Below are 15,559 nucleotides of genomic sequence, written 5' to 3'. Positions count from 1 at the left end.
ATGACTTGTGAAAAAGAGCTAAATTGATGTTTAGCTCTTTTTTCTTTTTGCAGAGTGATTGCGGCACGCTAAAACCCCCTGCCTTAAACATACAGGGGGTTTTTATTGTTTATACCTCGACGGTTTCGGACTTCTGTTTGTCCGCTGTCAAATGGCTTTTCGCAAGCCCTGTAAACAGGAAGATCGCGATACCTGATAAAATTTCAAGGATTCCTCCGCCAGCAATGACAGGTCCCGCTCCAAATCTTTCTGCCAGGACGCCTGATACGACAGCTGCAAGCGGGAGAAAGACATTTGATGAGGCATTGATCACAGCATATACTTGCGGCTGATCCTCTTGGTCAACAGATGTTTGAATAATGACCATTTCCGGCACATTGATCGCACTGACAGCAGCTCCGAAAATAAAGGAAGCAAGCAGAACAACCGGCAGCCATGTACTCATCCCTGTCATAAAGAATGCAGCCCCTTCAATCATGCCAGCGACAATAAAGAACAAACCAAATCTCTTAATTTTCACTTTTGCCAGAGCAAAGCCCATCATAAACGCGCCAACTGCGGCAACACCTCTTAAAATGGAATACACCATGGAGTCGCTTTGCAGCGCTTCTGCTACGTATACCGCTGACAGTGCCTGCCACGGAGCTGCTGCGACATTCATTAAGATACAATACAGCGTGAGCGCAAATAAAATGTGATGGTTTTTGACAACGAGAAAACCTCTTTTTAAGTTATACAAATATGTATTCTTCGCTTGTTTAATGCCCGCTGCTTTTTCTTCATCGGTTTTCTTTAGTTTGACCCCGATAATAAACAGACCAGAAATCACAAATAAAGCAGTGGTAATCAGCAGAGTATCTGCAGGTCCAATTAATTTAACCAAAAGACCTGCCACCATGACTGCTGCAAGTGCAACAATCTCAAAAGAAGATTGCAGGATAGCATTTGCTTTTTGAATGAGATGCTTTGGAACAATCTGCGGTAAGATCGCCACCGAAGCTGGATTATAAGCTGCACCTGTTGCCGATTGAATAACCATTAATGAAATCAATAACCATAGAGGCAATAGATGCGAAAAGTGCAGAAGTGGAATAATGAGTACAATTGTTGCTCGAACAACATCTGAAGCGAACATCCATTTAGACAAATGGTGCTTTTTCATAAGAGGTCCTAATATTGGGGCTAACAAAGATGAAGGGAGAACAGTTACTGCTAGAAGAAGTCCTGTACCGAGCGCTCCATCCCCTCTTAAAATCAATAGCCAAAGGACGGATGTAAAAGCAAAACTTTCCCCTGTGTTTTTAATGAGTCTTGATATGAATAATGAGGTGAAGCGTTTATTCCAAACACTTTCACTGAGATTCATCTTTTCCATCACACAAATCCTTTCAACAATATATTACATATTTTACCTTAGGTTCTCTTTTTTTCATACTATTTATTTGAAAATTTGAACTTAATTGTTTTTTATTATAAAGAAAAAAGAGGCATGACACATGCCTCTAAAGTCTTATTCCTGCTGACTCTTAGTCAATTGCTTACGGCTTTCTTTGGTAGGTCCAAACGCGATTATGGTTCGAGTTATTAGGAAAGACATCGCCTGCTTTAAGCTTAATCTTTAAAGGATCTTTCACCATACTTCCAGTTTCGCCGATCTCGATATACACACCATTATTCGGTGCTTTATTCCCTGATTTAAACTGATGCTGCTGACCCATTTTCATCCTCCTTTCTCGATTGATGTTATTATGTCCCGTCCCTTGCCTCTCCAATCCTTTATGCAAAAAGTCCCTGCTCATACGAGTCAGGGACACTTGGATTTATTTGGATGGTTGATACATAAGTTCTTTCATTAACGCTTTTTGCACATGCAGGCGGTTTTCTGCCTGTTGAAATACTTTTGAGTGTGGCCCGTCAATAATATCTGCCGTCACTTCTTCCCCGCGATGTGCCGGGAGACAATGAAGGAAAATATAGTCCTTTGCTGCATGACTCATCAGTTCGTCATTGACTTGATATTCTTTAAATTCAGCAAGACGTTTCTCTGTTTCTGCTTCCTGCCCCATGCTTGTAAACACATCTGAATAAATAACATTTGCATCTTTTACAGCTGCAACAGGATCTGTTGTCACAGTCACTTCTGCGCCTGATTGTTTTGCAAACTCACGGGCAGTGTCTGTTACTTCTTGAAGCGGTTCATAGCCTTTTGGTGATGCAACCGCAATGTCACAGCCTAGCTGCGCACAGCCGACCATTAAGGAGTGCGCCACGTTATTTCCGTCACCGATATAGGCCACTTTGATTCCTTTTAAAGTACCTTTTGTTTCTTTAATGGTTAATAAATCAGCAAGCGCCTGACATGGATGTGAGTAGTCAGTTAATCCATTAATGACTGGAATTGACGCGTATTGTGCAAGCTCTTCAACCTTCTCATGTTCAAAGGTTCGAATCATAATACCGTCGACATAACCAGAGAGCACCTGCGCTGTATCACTGATGGTTTCTCCTCTGCCAATTTGCAAATCATTTGAGCTGAGGAAGAGCGCATGTCCTCCTAGCTGCGTCATCCCCGCTTCAAACGAGACACGGGTTCTAGTTGAAGATTTTTCAAAGATCATCGCTAACGTTTTTCCTTTGAATAAATCTTGATATGGGTTTTGTTTCATTTCTTCCGCTTTTTCAATTAAATAAGCAATCTCATGGATTGAGAAATCTTTTAATGATAAAAAGTCTTTTCCGTATAATGCCGGTTGCACGTCGACTTGACTCATACCGTCACTTCCTTTTTATATAATTCATGGAGCGATACTGGTGATACATCTCCATTTTTTCCTTGCAGGAATGCTTGAACTGTTTCATATTCGGTTAGGACTTGAACGCCGTGTGTGAGTGCTTTTACACGCTGCTCTTTTGCCTCTTCATCTTCTCCTAAATGAATATGAAGGGATTTGTCTTCATTCTGCAGCCAAGATTCAAAGCTGCCAGTCCAGACGTCAAAGCCTGCATGCTTCGCTTCATCTATCAATTGCTCGCTGCCTTGTATAAAAAGGCTTCCTTTTTGCTTCCAGATCGGCGCAAACACTTTTTTCAAGGCGCTTTCGGCGTTCTTGCCTACACACATTCCTTCTCCTGTCGCTTTCATTTCAGGTGTCAGCTTGAGGTCGATATCTTGAATGGCATGTGATGAGAACACTGGGAATTTGACCGCTGTCCCCCCTTTGTTTTTCGTTGCAGGGTTTAGTTCTTCAAGCGATGCACCAGCTAATAATTGAGTGGCCATTGGGATCATATCAATGCCCATTACCTTACTGACGACTGGTACAGTCCGGCTTGCCCGCGGATTCACTTCTAATACAAGCGCCTGATCCCCTTTGATGACAAATTGGATATTCATAATGCCCTTGAACGCTAATTTCTTCGCTATTTGTTCAGACGCGGTATGCACCTGCTGTTTGATGTCTTCACTGATTGAAATACTTGGTAAAATGGCAAAGCTGTCACCTGAGTGCACGCCCGCTTTCTCAATATGTTCTACGATGGTTGGAATGAACGCCTTTTTTCCGTCAGAAATAAGATCGACTTCAATTTCTTTTCCAGTGACGTACTCATCAATTAAGATTGGGTATGGCAAATGATCTGGCTGATCAAGCAGTGACGCCAAATGTGCTTCTGACTGAACAACGATCATTCCCATTCCGCCAATGACATACGATGGGCGAATTAATACAGGGTAACCGATGCTTTTCGCATGTACGAGTGCTTCTTCTTTTGAATGAGCCGTATCTCCTTTTGCGTGAGGAAGATTCAGTTCATCAAGAAGCTGATAGAATAAATCACGGTCTTCAAGTGCATCCAGCGTATCAAAGGACGTACCTAACAACGTGACACCGGCTTTTTCCAAGCCTTCTGCGACGTTAATCGCAGTCTGTCCACCAAATTGGACAATGACAAAATCAATCTGTTCTGCTTCCACAACGTTTAGGATGTGCTCTAATGTAATCGGCTCAAAATATAAACGATCTGCAATCTCATAATCAGTACTGACTGTTTCTGGATTGTTGTTCATCATGATGGTTTCAAATCCAAGCTTTTGCAAGGTCAGAACGCCATGAACGGCACTGTAATCAAACTCGACCCCCTGCCCGATTCGAATCGGACCAGAACCAATGATGAGTACACGCTGCTTTGTTTTTTCTTGATGTTCACCATCGCTTTTGCCGAAGTAGGTGGAATAGAAGTAATTCGTTTTTGCATCAAATTCCGCCGCACATGTGTCGACAATTTTAAATGAAGCAGCAATGCCGTATTCTTGACGAAGCTGCCTGATTGACTCTTCCGTGTGACCCGTAAGAAGAGCAATCGTTTCATCAAGGAAACCCTTTTCCTTTACCTTTTTCAAGGTATCTTTTGATAGCGTCCCCTTATGATCTTTCAATTCTTGTTCGAGCGTAATCATATTCTGGAACACATGTAAGAAGAATCGATCAATTTTCGTCGTTTGATGAATCGTTTCAACCGTTTCTTGTCTTGAAAGAAGCTCCATAACAGCGAAAAACCGGCGATCGTCTGGTGTTTTGATGAGTTCAAATAATTGTTCTGTCGATTGCTCTTTTAGTTCTGGCAGGTGGAAGCCCTTCGTTTTAATTTCAAGTGATGCAACTGCTTTTTGAATGGCTGACTCTAAATTACGATCAATCGCCATGACTTCGCCAGTGGCCTTCATTTTTGTGCCTAATTGACGGTCTGCCTGTTTAAATTTATCAAACGGCCAGCGCGGGAATTTCACGACAACATAATCGAGTGCCGGCTCAAAACTAGCATAGGTTGTGCCTGTGAGCGGGTTTTTCAATTCGTCTAGCGTATAACCCACCGCAAGCTTAGCTGCCATTTTCGCAATCGGATAGCCTGTTGCTTTTGATGCAAGAGCGGAAGAACGGCTGACCCGAGGATTCACCTCAATGACAAAGTATTCTTTACTGAGTGGATCAAGGGCAAATTGAATGTTGCAGCCGCCGACTACATCCAGCGCTGAAATGATTTTCAGGCTTGCAGAACGGAGCATTTGGTAATCCTGATCTGTTAATGTTTGGGAAGGTGCAACGACAATCGAGTCTCCTGTATGCACACCAACTGGATCGATATTTTCCATGTTGCATACCGTGATACACGTATTTTGACGGTCTCTCATGACCTCATATTCGACTTCTTTAAAGCCAGCTATGCTTTTTTCAACTAAACACTGGTGAATTGGACTCGCTAAAAGAGCTCCTTCAATGAGCGGCTTAAACGCCTCTTCTGTTAGAGCGATTCCGCCGCCTTTACCGCCAAGTGTGTATGCTGGTCTTAGGATAACTGGGAATCCGACTTCTTTTGCAAATTGAAGAGCATCTTCCGCATTATCCACAATTTCACTATCTGGCACAGGTTCGTTCAAATGCTTCATGAGAGCACGGAATTTCTCTCGATCTTCACCGTTTTCAATGGTTTCAACTGACGTTCCGAGCAGGGTCACCCCATGCTTTTTCAGCACACCGGCTTTTTCCAGCTCGACAGCAAGGTTTAAAGCCGTCTGTCCGCCAAGGTTGGCTAAAAGACCATCTGGTTTTTCCTTTTCAATGATTCTTGTCACTGAATCAACTGAAAGCGGTTCAAAATAGATTTCATCAGCAAATGACTCGTCTGTCATAATGGTTGCTGGGTTATTATTCACTAAGATGACTTTGTAGCCTTCTTCTTTTAAGGCCATACATCCTTGTGTTCCTGAGTAATCAAATTCTGCTGCCTGACCAATGATGATTGGACCAGACCCGATGACTAGAATGGTTTGTATGCTTTGATCTTTAGGCATGTGCGACTTCTCTCCTTGCTTGTTTCACTTTCTCAATAAAATCATCGAATACCCATTCACTTTCAGCAGGCCCTGGGTGTGCTTCTGGATGAAATTGAACTGACATAATCAGCTTTTCTTTATGAATGAATCCTTCTACAGATCCATCATTGACATGAAGGAATTTCACATCCACTTCTTTGTCATTCATGCTTTTTTCATTCACAACATAGCTGTGGTTCTGACTTGTCATAAAGACACGTTTGGATTCTGTATCCTGGACAGGATGATTCGCTCCTCTGTGGCCAAATGGCAGCTTATACGTATCTCCGCCAAGTGCAAGAGCGATTAATTGGTGACCTAGGCAGATCCCAAGTGTCGGAAATGACATCATGATGTCATGAATTGTTTTTAAATACGGTGTCATGGTTTTCGGGTCTCCAGGTCCGTTTGACAAGAGGATCGCATCCGGCTTGATCTCAAATACCTTTTCCATTTGTTTATATGGAATGACGGTTACTTTACAGCCGCGTGCTGCAAGCGAATCTGCAATTGATTTTTTAAAGCCAAAATCAATGAGCGCCACATGTTCCTCACCGCTGCCTTGTGTGTAAATCTCACTATCTGTCACCTGTGCGACGACATTGTCTTGTTTCATTGCAGGCGGTGTTTCGTTTTCGTCTACACTGAGCACAGCGTTCATCGTTCCATTTGCCCGGATGTTTTGCACGACTGCGCGCGTATCTGTATGTGTCAGAAGCGGGATATTCCACTTTTGTAAATAATCTTTTAAGCTGACCGCTGCAAGATGATGTGAAAAATGCTCTGCTGCCTCGTACACAACCACCGCTTTTACTTGAGGCTTCTTGCTCTCAAAGTCTTCATGGTTAATGCCGTAATTTCCGATCAGCGGATATGTGAAAACAATGATCTGACCTTTATAGGAAGGATCTGTGAGCACCTCTTGATAACCTGTCATACCTGTAAAAAAGACCACTTCACCTGTGATGCCAGCTTCTCCTGTCAGATCTCCTTCAAAAGAGGCTCCATCTTCTAAATTTAAATAACCTTTCATGCTTATGTCACCCCAAAATTGAATAATTAATGATACAAATGTATTTTTATACGTTCGTTTGTAAAAAAATTTACACCGAAACTGTTTTATTGGCTAATACTTGAACAATTGCTTCGATCGCCTGATCCAGCTCTGTTTTCTTCACATTCAGCGGAGGTAATAAACGAATGACATTCGGACCAGCTGGAAGCACAAGCAAACCTTGTTCTCTAAGAGCTGTGATATAGCCGGCGACTGGCTGATCACATTCAATACCTGCCATCAATCCTTTTCCCCGCACTTCTTTTACAATATTCAGCTGTTTGACTTTTTGCAGCTTTTCTAACAGGTAATCACCCTTTTCTTTCACTTCTGAAAGAAACTCTTCTTTGAAAATGACATCGAGTGTCGCATTCACAGCGGCCATGGCGAGCATATTCCCACCAAATGTTGTACCATGTGAACCTGGAGAGAATGCATCTCCTAGAGCTTTTTTCCCTATGACTGCACCAACTGGAAAGCCGTTTCCTAACCCTTTTGCTGCTGAGATAATATCAGGGTCAAGACACGTCTCTTCGTACGCAAATGCTGTTCCTGTACGACCGATGCCCGTTTGAATTTCATCTACAATCAGCAGTGCTTCATGCTTTTTGCAAAATGCTTGAACGGCTTCAAGGAATGCTGGTGTCGCTGGATTCACTCCACCTTCACCTTGCACAACCTCCAGCATCACCGCTGCCACATCATCGACTGCACAGGCTGACATAGCGTCTGGATCATTAAACGGTACGTAGTGAAAGCCTTCTAGCATAGGGCCAAAGCCAGTTTTGATTTTATCTTGGCCTGTGGCAGCCATACCAGCATACGTGCGCCCATGGAAAGAGTGCAAAAATGTGACGATATTTGTTTTCCCTGTCGCTTTACGTGCTAATTTAATGGCACCTTCATTTGCCTCTGCCCCGCTATTACAGAAAAACACGAGATCCCCTGAACTGTTTGCTGCCAGCTTTTCTGCTGCTTTTTCTTGCAGTCCATTTTCAAATAGATTCGATACATGCCAGACGTGGTCAAGCTGCTCCTTAATGGCCTCATTGACCTTTGGGTGATTGTGGCCTAAATTTGTAACAGCAATGCCTTGTATAAAGTCTAAATATTTTTTTCCATTTGTATCGATTGCCCAAGAACCTGCTGCCTCTTTAATTTCAACATTCCACCGTCCATAGTTTTGAAAAAGATGACTCACAGGACCGCCTCCTTTTGTTTCACGATTCTTGTTCCTTTAAAGGTTTCTCCTGTAAAGATACTGCCTTTGCCATTTACGATCATCACTTCATCTACATCACCTGATAAAGCACTCAAAGCGGATTGTACTTTTGGAATCATTCCCCCGGAAATAATGCCTTCATCAATGAGTGAAAGGGCTTCTTGTTCTGTGACGACATCTAATAGTTCACCATTTTTTAAAATACCTTCAACATCTGTGACAAACATGAGCTTATCAGCTTTCATCGCTCCTGCGACAGCTGATGCAGCTAAATCAGCATTCACATTTAAGGTTTGGCATTCTTCCGTCATAGACAGCGGCGCAATCACAGGAATGAATTGTTTCTCCATGAGTGCTTCTGCCATTTCTGGATGAACTTCTTTGATTTCACCAACGTACCCGTAAACGTCTTGATCAAGGAAATCGGCGACAAGCATCTGCCCATCTTTACCGGATACGCCGACAGATGATATATCATGCTTTGCGAGCTCTGACACAAAGTATTTATTGACTGTTCCCGAGAGAACCATTTCGGCTACCTCTAACACAGGCTTCGTTGTTTTACGCTGACCGTCAACAAATTCTGTTTTCACTTCTAATTTTTGCAGCATGTCGGTGATTTCAGGTCCTCCGCCATGCACGATAGCCAGCTTAAATCCAGCAGCTTGAAGTGAGCGGACATTTTCATAAAAGGTATCTGAAAGTTCTCGAATGACACTGCCTCCACACTTGAACACGATCGTTTTATTCATGTCTATCTCCTTCTTTATGTGCGATAGCTCGCGTTAATTTTCACATAATCATAGGTAAGATCACAGCCCCATGCTGCAGCTTCACCATTCCCCTCACTCATTTGAATGAAAATCGTAATCTCATTCTGCTCTAGATATGTTTTTGCTTTCTCTTCTGAGAATGGCTGCGGTTCATTGTGTTTGAACAAACATTGTCCGCCTAAATAGACTTCTACCTCTTCCGGTGTGACGGAAGCTGCGCTATGACCAATGGCTCCGACAATTCGTCCCCAGTTGGCATCCGTACCATATACGGCGGTTTTAACAAGACTTGAACCAACGATTTTTTTTGCAATGATGCCGGCTTCCAAGTTATTTTTAGCACCAGCGACTTTTGCTTCAATTAATTTGGTTGCGCCTTCTCCATCTCTTGCAATCTCTTTGGCTAAATCCTCGCAAGCTAGTTTTAATCCTTCTTTAAACAATGGCCACTCTGGATGCTCTTCATTGAGTGCATCGTTTTGTGCCATTCCATTTGCCATCACAAGCACCATATCGTTTGTCGATGTTTCTCCATCGACGGTAATTTGATTAAAGGTCACATCCGTAATGTCACGAAGCGCTTGCTGTAAGGCTTCCTGTTCGACATTTGCATCTGTTGTGACAAAGCCAAGCATTGTCGCCATGTTCGGGTGAATCATGCCAGAGCCTTTTGCTGCGCCTGAAATGATGATCTCTTTTCCGTCTATCGTAAGGGTGTATGCTGTATTTTTAATGACAGTATCTGTCGTTAAGATCGCTTCTTCAAAATGGCCTTTTTCGGCTTTTGCTTCTTTTAACTCGACGATGCCCTTTTTGATTTTATCCATCTCAAGACATTCCCCAATGACACCTGTAGAAGAAACAGCAATATAATCAGGTGCTACACCTAACATATCTGCACAGGCTGCCTGCATGTCGTATGCGTCTTTTAATCCCTGCTCACCAGTACATGCATTGGCGATGGCACTATTGACAATGACACCTTTTAATTGTCCTGTCTTTTTTAAGCTTTGTTGTGTGACTTTGAGAGGCGCAGCTTGAAAGTGACTTTGTGTGTAGACCGCTGCACTTACTGCTGGTACTTCGCTGACGATGAGGCCAAGGTCTTTTTTTGAATAGCGCAAGCCAATGTGAATCCCCTTTGCTTCAAAGCCTTTTGGTGATGATACGTCACCGTCTATTTTGACAATGCTTTTTTCATTCAATTCGATCATGTTTGTTGTCTCCCCTGTTCTCTTATGGATAAAGAGGTGTCATTGTGAGGCCCGCCTCTTCATGTAAGCCTTTGATGATGTTGAAGTTTTGAACCGCTTGACCGGCCGCACCTTTCATGAGATTGTCTATGACCGACACGATTGTCAGTCTCCCTGTTCGCTCATCTAAATGAAAGCCAATATCACAGAAGTTACTGCCGTATACTTCTTTCGTTTGTGGATAAACGCCGTGATCTCTCACTCTGACAAAATAGGAATCTTCATAAAAGTCTTTCATTCGCTTCATCAATTCTTCTTTTGTGACATCTGTTTTTAATTGTGTATACATCGTCGCCATAATCCCTCTTGTCATCGGGACAAGGTGCGTAGAAAATGTGACGTTCGCCGTCTGTGGATTCCATTCTCTTAATATTTGCTCTATTTCTGGCGTATGCTGATGCTCATTCACCTTATAAATTTTAAAGTTATCGTTTAGTTCTGAAAAATGCGTGCCAAGTGAGGCAGATCGTCCGGCACCGGACACCCCTGTTTTTGCATCTATTATAATCATGGATTCATCGATGACATTCTGTTTGATGAGCGGTGCTAAACCGAGAAGAACTGCGGTAGGAAAGCAGCCCGGGTTGGCAATCACTTCAGCCTGTTGAATTTTGTCACGATTCAGTTCGGATAAACCGTACACCGCTTGTTGAACAGATGCTGTATCCGCTGCCCTTCGTTTATACCATGCTTCATAGGTTGCTCCATCTTGAATGCGCAAATCACCTGATAAATCAATGATCGGCACTCCTTGATTCATAAGCTTTGGCGTCAGTTCACTTGATACGCCTGCTGGTGTCGCTAAAAACACAGCATCTGTCTCTCGCACAATGGCAGCCGGGTCAATGGCTTTTAATGTTTGGTCAGTAATCGTTGTCAGATGCGGATAAGATTGACTGTATGATTGCCCATCACCACTTGATGAATACAATATACATTCCTCCACATGCGGGTGATGCTTGAAGATACGAACCAATTCCGCACCACCGTACCCTGTAGCACCTATAATACCTATTTTCAACGTCAATACACCCTCTTGATCTTTGTGAAATTATTTAACATTATAACATGTATAAAAATTAATTCAATTGTATATTTAATATTTGTTTTCATTTTTTTTCAACAAAAAAACCGCATATCTTCATGAGACATGCGGATTTATCTTTCGTTTTTGATATAGAGGACCATGAGTGCACTGCATAAATATAATATGGAGCTTGCATAAAAAATGAAGTAAACGGTAAAGAAATCAGCAAACAGGCCGCCAAGCATAATGGCAATGGATGAAAATAGGGCTGTACAAAAATGATAGTGACCGACTTCTTTCATTCGTTTGTTCTCTGTTGTGAGATCAGTAACAAGCAATTTCTCCCCGTGTTTTTGAAAGCCGCCAAGTGCACCAAGTGCAAGCTGGATTATATACACTTGCCCCACTTCTGTTATATGCGGAAAAAGCAGTAAAAGAAACGCCATACCAAACGAATGAATGATTAAAAAGATCCTCCTGTCGGTGGTTTCTGGTAGTTTCCCTAATAGTAAATGAATAAACGCACCGCTTAAACCAAACAGACCATAGGCGAGTCCAAACTGTGAATAGCTTGATCCAACATTTTTAATAAAAAGAATGTAAAAAGGAAATATCAAACTGCTGGCGAAAAACAGCAGACTTTGTGAGTAGACAAACCATTTCATTGCTTTTGCATTCATTGTGTATTGTACCTCTCATAAAAGTAGTTGGTAAACGTACCATCTGGATCTGCTTGTTTTTTCTTTTGGAAAAATACATCAGTTTTAGGGTAAGCCCTCTTCATTTGCGCCTTCGTTTGATAAGGCATGTACGGTAAGTAATAGCTTCCATCGTGCCGCAGCGTGATATCTGTCATTTTTCGAATGATCCGCTCTGCTTCCGCTTTCTCTCCTTTTTCAAACCCGTAATTCACTAAAAGCACGAGGGCAAACATATCTTGTTTCGCATATGAGAGATCCGCTTTTTCATTTTTTTGAACATAGCGTATTGTGATATTCATTAGATTCAAATCTTCCTGTTGTAAAAAGGCTCTCATGTCATCGATGTACGCACGAAAACGGTCAACTGGGACGAAATATTCCTGCAGCACATCCGTGTCTGACTCATTTTCATATTCTAAAAAGGCTGAATCAGACCGCATCACATTGTTTCTTGTGATCAGCTGATCATTTTGACTTAGGAAATACTTCTTTTGCAAATTCCAGAGCAGATCTTTCCCCATATCAAATCTTCTTGAAAGGCCGAGCATAAATTTTAATGGCATGACGAGTTGATCTTCCTTAAGCTCTTGATATGATTCGATTTCTTGATCTGAAGTGAGAGAATAATTCGTCACATACATCTCTTTCAAAAAGTTTGTTTTTGCTGTGGAGATTCTGGCAAGATGCATGCGTACTTCTTTATTGTGGTTGACATGCTTTTGAAAATATTCCGTATACTCATCGTAACCCAGAGAGGTTGTCTCCATTTTATATAGTTCATCTTTTGTTAAAGATAGCTCAGCATCTAAAATGACACCGAACAACCCGTATCCCCCAATGACAGCAGTAAATAAATCATCGCCTGGTTTCACCGTGATAATCTCTCCGTCTGCTTTTAACAGCCTAAAGGAACGTACTGTATCAATGAGTGACCCGTAGCGAATGTCACGTCCATGTGCGTTTGCACTTAAAGATCCGCCAATTGTAAAGATATTTTGCGATTGCATTACCTTCACAGCAAGACCGTATGGATTCACATATTTTTGTATATCATCCCATGTAGCGCCGCTTTGAACCCGAATCGTTTTCTTCTTTGGATCAAACGCTAAAATCTGGCGGTATTCCGTCATATCGAGCACGATGCCGTTTTCATAATAAGTGTGGCCGCCCATGCTATGCTGTTTTCCGGCAATTGAAATTGGCAAGTTTTTTGCTTTTGCTTCTTTTAATACTTCTTTTAACGTGTCTATTTCTTTTCCTTGAACAACTTTTTTGATTTTGACAGGCATGAGATGACTGACATCTGTAAAAGCCTCAAGGTCCTGTTTTTTGTGTGCCTTGCCTTCTCGTATGGTGATTGATGCACAAAATGCAGCAGCATATACGATCAAAAGAACGATCCATAGCCATTTTCGTTTCATGATAGGTACTCCGTTCTATAAAATTACATCCATTATATCAAGCTACACTCTTCCTCCATCTTAATTTTTCATAAAAAAACCTGGCATGAGTTCAACTCATACCAGGCATTTTTCATTTTGCTTATTGAATACCGAGCGCAATTTTTGCGTATCTTGACATTTTGTCTCGTGTCCAAGGCGGATTCCATACGATGTGAACTTCTGTTTCTTTTACTTCTGGAAGATCACTTAATGCTTTTTTGACTTCATCCACGATAATTGGTGCAAGAGGACAACCCATTGATGTTAAGGTCATGGTGATATCCGCTTTTCCATTCTCATCAAGATCGACATCATAGACAAGTCCAAGGTTGACAATGTCGACATTCAGCTCAGGGTCAATCACCTGTTCTAGGGCGCCTAAAATATTTTCTTTCAATGCTTCATCCATGATATCCACTCCTTTTTCCATTAGTATAACGTACTTTTTCTTCTGACTAAACGTTTGTGCTTTTCAGATGTGTCACAAACCAGTCAATCGTTTCAAACATCGCTTGTCTTGAGACTTTATGGCCTGCTTGTCCATCAGTAATAAAGCGAATCAGATGCGGATCCTGCTTATATTGTGTGGCCGCTAACTCATCATATAGGGATTTTGCGTGCCGGTAAGGGACGACAGGATCATTTTCTGCATGCCAGAATAAGAGCGGTCTTTTATTTAATCGATCCGTTTGCAGCGTTAAATCATATGGGCGCAGGGCGTCTAATTGCAGATGAACCTCTTCGTCTGTAATGTCTTTCATTAACCCTTTGTGACGCATGTCCATGATTTGTGCTTTTAGAAACGTCGTATAGTTTGGACTTCCCATCAAGCTGACAGCGGCTTTGATCCAATCATGCTTGGCAAGTGCACCAAAGGTGGTGATGCCGCCCATGGATGTACCCGCAACGCCTATCAGATCGGCTTCAATCAATTGTTTTTCTTGAAAGTATGTTTTAAGTATATCGATTTCACGAATTTCGTTCAGCACAATTTCCCAGAACTTTGATGCCAGTTCCTCTAAGCTGAGGTTTTCTGACCTTACACCATGATAAGCACAGTCAGGCAAAATGACTCTCATGCCTTTTTCCGCCAAATGGAAGGCGAAGTGTAAATTATGCTCGCGTGCACTTGTAAATCCATGAATAAAAAATACAAGCGGCAGCGGTTTGTCTTTATTTTCAGCTTTTACGATATGTAAAAATGGAATATCGCGCGTAATTTGCTCATCAATGGTGATCACAGCCTATGAATCCTCCTTTATCATTCCCGTCTTTGTTTATTTTAACATGTAGACAACAAAGATGTGATAAAGATACACTATAGATAGAGGCGTTAACATGAATTGCCTCCTATCACTTACAGATCAAAGGAGATTTTATGGAGACTAAACCTTATCTAATCGCACTTGACCTGGATGGCACATTATTAAAAGATGATAAAACCATTTCTGCGCATACACTTGACGTCATTCGAAAAGTGAGAGACAGCGGGCATCATGTCTGTATATCAACAGGCCGGCCATTTCGATCCAGCTCTCCTTATTATCAGCAATTACAGCTTGATTCACCCATTGTGAATTTTAACGGAGCGTTTGTCCATCATCCTCTTGATGAAAAATGGGGCAGATTTCATACGTCACTTGATCTTCAAGTGGTCAAACAGCTTGTAGACATTAGTGAAGAGTATAAAGTGCACAATGTGTTGGCTGAAGTGTTAGACGATTTGTATTTCCATTATCATGATGAAAAACTCATTGATATCTTTAATATGAATGCAAACAAAGTTACTGTTGGAGACCTTAGGGACAACCTTGGAGAGAATGTGACGAGCGTGTTAATCCATGCAAAAGAAGAGGACGTTGGAGCTATTCGAAGCTATTTATCAGATGTCCATGCAGAAGTGATTGATCACAGGCGCTGGGCTGCCCCGTGGCACGTGATTGAAATCATTAAAACAGGCATGAACAAAGCCGTTGGACTGCAAAAGATCAGTGATTATTACGGTGTTCCTAAGGAGCGGATTGTGGCATTCGGAGATGAAGACAATGATTTAGAAATGCTTGAATTTGCTGGTTGCGGTGTAGCAATGGGCAACGGCATTGATGCCGTGAAACGTGTCTCAAATGAAGTCACTGATACAAATGAACAAGACGGGATTGCGAAGTTTCTAACGAATTACTTCTCGCTTTAAATTTTCCATTCATACATAGCAGATGGA

Annotated in this window: 14 protein-coding genes; 1 reads left to right on the top strand and 13 read right to left on the bottom strand. The window is 41.9% G+C overall.

The features are described from left to right. Window positions 1-109: 109 nt before the first annotated feature. The 13 genes from MHI08_RS05450 to MHI08_RS05390 form a co-directional block, all read right to left on the bottom strand. A complete protein-coding gene (locus MHI08_RS05450; protein WP_047201781.1) occupies window positions 110-1,375 on the bottom strand; it encodes an MFS transporter in 1,266 nt (421 codons plus the stop codon). Window positions 1,376-1,538: 163 nt separating this feature from the next. Then, window positions 1,539-1,718, bottom strand: a complete 180-nt coding sequence (locus MHI08_RS05445; RefSeq protein WP_056766147.1) for a YjzC family protein — start codon at window positions 1,716-1,718, stop codon at window positions 1,539-1,541. Between the two features lie 102 nt (window positions 1,719-1,820). Then, window positions 1,821-2,771, bottom strand: coding sequence for an ornithine carbamoyltransferase (gene argF, locus MHI08_RS05440; RefSeq protein WP_056766145.1), 951 nt, complete (start codon window positions 2,769-2,771; stop codon window positions 1,821-1,823). Further along, window positions 2,768-5,848, bottom strand: a complete 3,081-nt coding sequence (locus MHI08_RS05435) for a carbamoyl phosphate synthase large subunit (protein ID WP_056766143.1) — start codon at window positions 5,846-5,848, stop codon at window positions 2,768-2,770. The genes argF and MHI08_RS05435 overlap by 4 nt, the downstream gene beginning before the upstream one ends. Further along, entirely contained in the window at window positions 5,841-6,902 is a 1,062-nt protein-coding gene (locus MHI08_RS05430) for a carbamoyl phosphate synthase small subunit (RefSeq protein WP_024425061.1), read from the bottom strand. Before MHI08_RS05430 ends, MHI08_RS05435 begins: the two co-directional genes overlap by 8 nt. Window positions 6,903-6,972: 70 nt before the next feature. After that, window positions 6,973-8,124: an acetylornithine transaminase gene (locus MHI08_RS05425; RefSeq protein WP_056766142.1), complete on the bottom strand. Its 1,152-nt coding sequence runs from the start codon at window positions 8,122-8,124 to the stop codon at window positions 6,973-6,975. After that, on the bottom strand, window positions 8,121-8,897 hold the full coding sequence (gene argB / locus MHI08_RS05420; RefSeq protein ID WP_025093396.1) for an acetylglutamate kinase: 777 nt from the start codon (window positions 8,895-8,897) through the stop codon (window positions 8,121-8,123). Before argB ends, MHI08_RS05425 begins: the two co-directional genes overlap by 4 nt. A 14-nt stretch (window positions 8,898-8,911) precedes the next feature. After that, window positions 8,912-10,132, bottom strand: a complete 1,221-nt coding sequence (argJ, locus tag MHI08_RS05415; protein ID WP_056766141.1) for a bifunctional ornithine acetyltransferase/N-acetylglutamate synthase — start codon at window positions 10,130-10,132, stop codon at window positions 8,912-8,914. Between the two features lie 22 nt (window positions 10,133-10,154). Continuing rightward, window positions 10,155-11,192 carry an N-acetyl-gamma-glutamyl-phosphate reductase gene (gene argC, locus MHI08_RS05410; RefSeq protein WP_025093394.1) on the bottom strand — a complete coding sequence of 346 codons (1,038 nt, stop codon included), beginning with the start codon at window positions 11,190-11,192 and terminating at the stop codon, window positions 10,155-10,157. 137 nt (window positions 11,193-11,329) lie between these two features. Beyond that, window positions 11,330-11,878, bottom strand: coding sequence for an MFS transporter (locus MHI08_RS05405; protein WP_056766139.1), 549 nt, complete (start codon window positions 11,876-11,878; stop codon window positions 11,330-11,332). Beyond that, window positions 11,875-13,320, bottom strand: a complete 1,446-nt coding sequence (locus MHI08_RS05400) for an FAD-binding oxidoreductase (RefSeq protein WP_056766137.1) — start codon at window positions 13,318-13,320, stop codon at window positions 11,875-11,877. Before MHI08_RS05400 ends, MHI08_RS05405 begins: the two co-directional genes overlap by 4 nt. A 121-nt stretch (window positions 13,321-13,441) precedes the next feature. Beyond that, a complete protein-coding gene (locus MHI08_RS05395; RefSeq protein ID WP_024425066.1) occupies window positions 13,442-13,750 on the bottom strand; it encodes a metal-sulfur cluster assembly factor in 309 nt (102 codons plus the stop codon). A gap of 46 nt (window positions 13,751-13,796) precedes the next feature. Then, window positions 13,797-14,582 (bottom strand): alpha/beta fold hydrolase, encoded by a 786-nt coding sequence (locus MHI08_RS05390; protein WP_024425067.1) that lies wholly within the window; start codon window positions 14,580-14,582, stop codon window positions 13,797-13,799. A gap of 137 nt (window positions 14,583-14,719) precedes the next feature. Between MHI08_RS05390 and MHI08_RS05385 the strand changes: the two genes are divergently transcribed. Beyond that, window positions 14,720-15,532 carry a Cof-type HAD-IIB family hydrolase gene (locus MHI08_RS05385; protein WP_048238455.1) on the top strand — a complete coding sequence of 271 codons (813 nt, stop codon included), beginning with the start codon at window positions 14,720-14,722 and terminating at the stop codon, window positions 15,530-15,532. Window positions 15,533-15,559: the final 27 nt, after the last annotated feature.

This window comes from Bacillus sp. FSL M7-0791, assembly GCF_038627085.1.
In the GTDB taxonomy this organism is placed as follows: domain Bacteria; phylum Bacillota; class Bacilli; order Bacillales; family Bacillaceae; genus Bacillus; species Bacillus safensis.
This window is presented reverse-complemented; position numbering and strand designations above follow the sequence as displayed.

Excerpts from the sequence above, each read along its gene's own strand:
- MHI08_RS05450 (WP_047201781.1), bottom strand. The coding sequence starts at position 1,375 with ATGGAAAAGATGAATCTCAGTGAAAGTGTTTGGAATAAACGCTTCACC.
- MHI08_RS05445 (WP_056766147.1), bottom strand. The coding sequence starts at position 1,718 with ATGGGTCAGCAGCATCAGTTTAAATCAGGGAATAAAGCACCGAATAAT.
- argF (WP_056766145.1), bottom strand. The coding sequence starts at position 2,771 with ATGAGTCAAGTCGACGTGCAACCGGCATTATACGGAAAAGACTTTTTA.
- MHI08_RS05435 (WP_056766143.1), bottom strand. The coding sequence starts at position 5,848 with ATGCCTAAAGATCAAAGCATACAAACCATTCTAGTCATCGGGTCTGGT.
- MHI08_RS05430 (WP_024425061.1), bottom strand. The coding sequence starts at position 6,902 with ATGAAAGGTTATTTAAATTTAGAAGATGGAGCCTCTTTTGAAGGAGAT.
- argB (WP_025093396.1), bottom strand. The coding sequence starts at position 8,897 with ATGAATAAAACGATCGTGTTCAAGTGTGGAGGCAGTGTCATTCGAGAA.
- argJ (WP_056766141.1), bottom strand. The coding sequence starts at position 10,132 with ATGATCGAATTGAATGAAAAAAGCATTGTCAAAATAGACGGTGACGTA.
- MHI08_RS05405 (WP_056766139.1), bottom strand. The coding sequence starts at position 11,878 with ATGAATGCAAAAGCAATGAAATGGTTTGTCTACTCACAAAGTCTGCTG.
- MHI08_RS05400 (WP_056766137.1), bottom strand. The coding sequence starts at position 13,320 with ATGAAACGAAAATGGCTATGGATCGTTCTTTTGATCGTATATGCTGCT.
- MHI08_RS05395 (WP_024425066.1), bottom strand. The coding sequence starts at position 13,750 with ATGGATGAAGCATTGAAAGAAAATATTTTAGGCGCCCTAGAACAGGTG.
- MHI08_RS05385 (WP_048238455.1), top strand. The coding sequence starts at position 14,720 with ATGGAGACTAAACCTTATCTAATCGCACTTGACCTGGATGGCACATTA.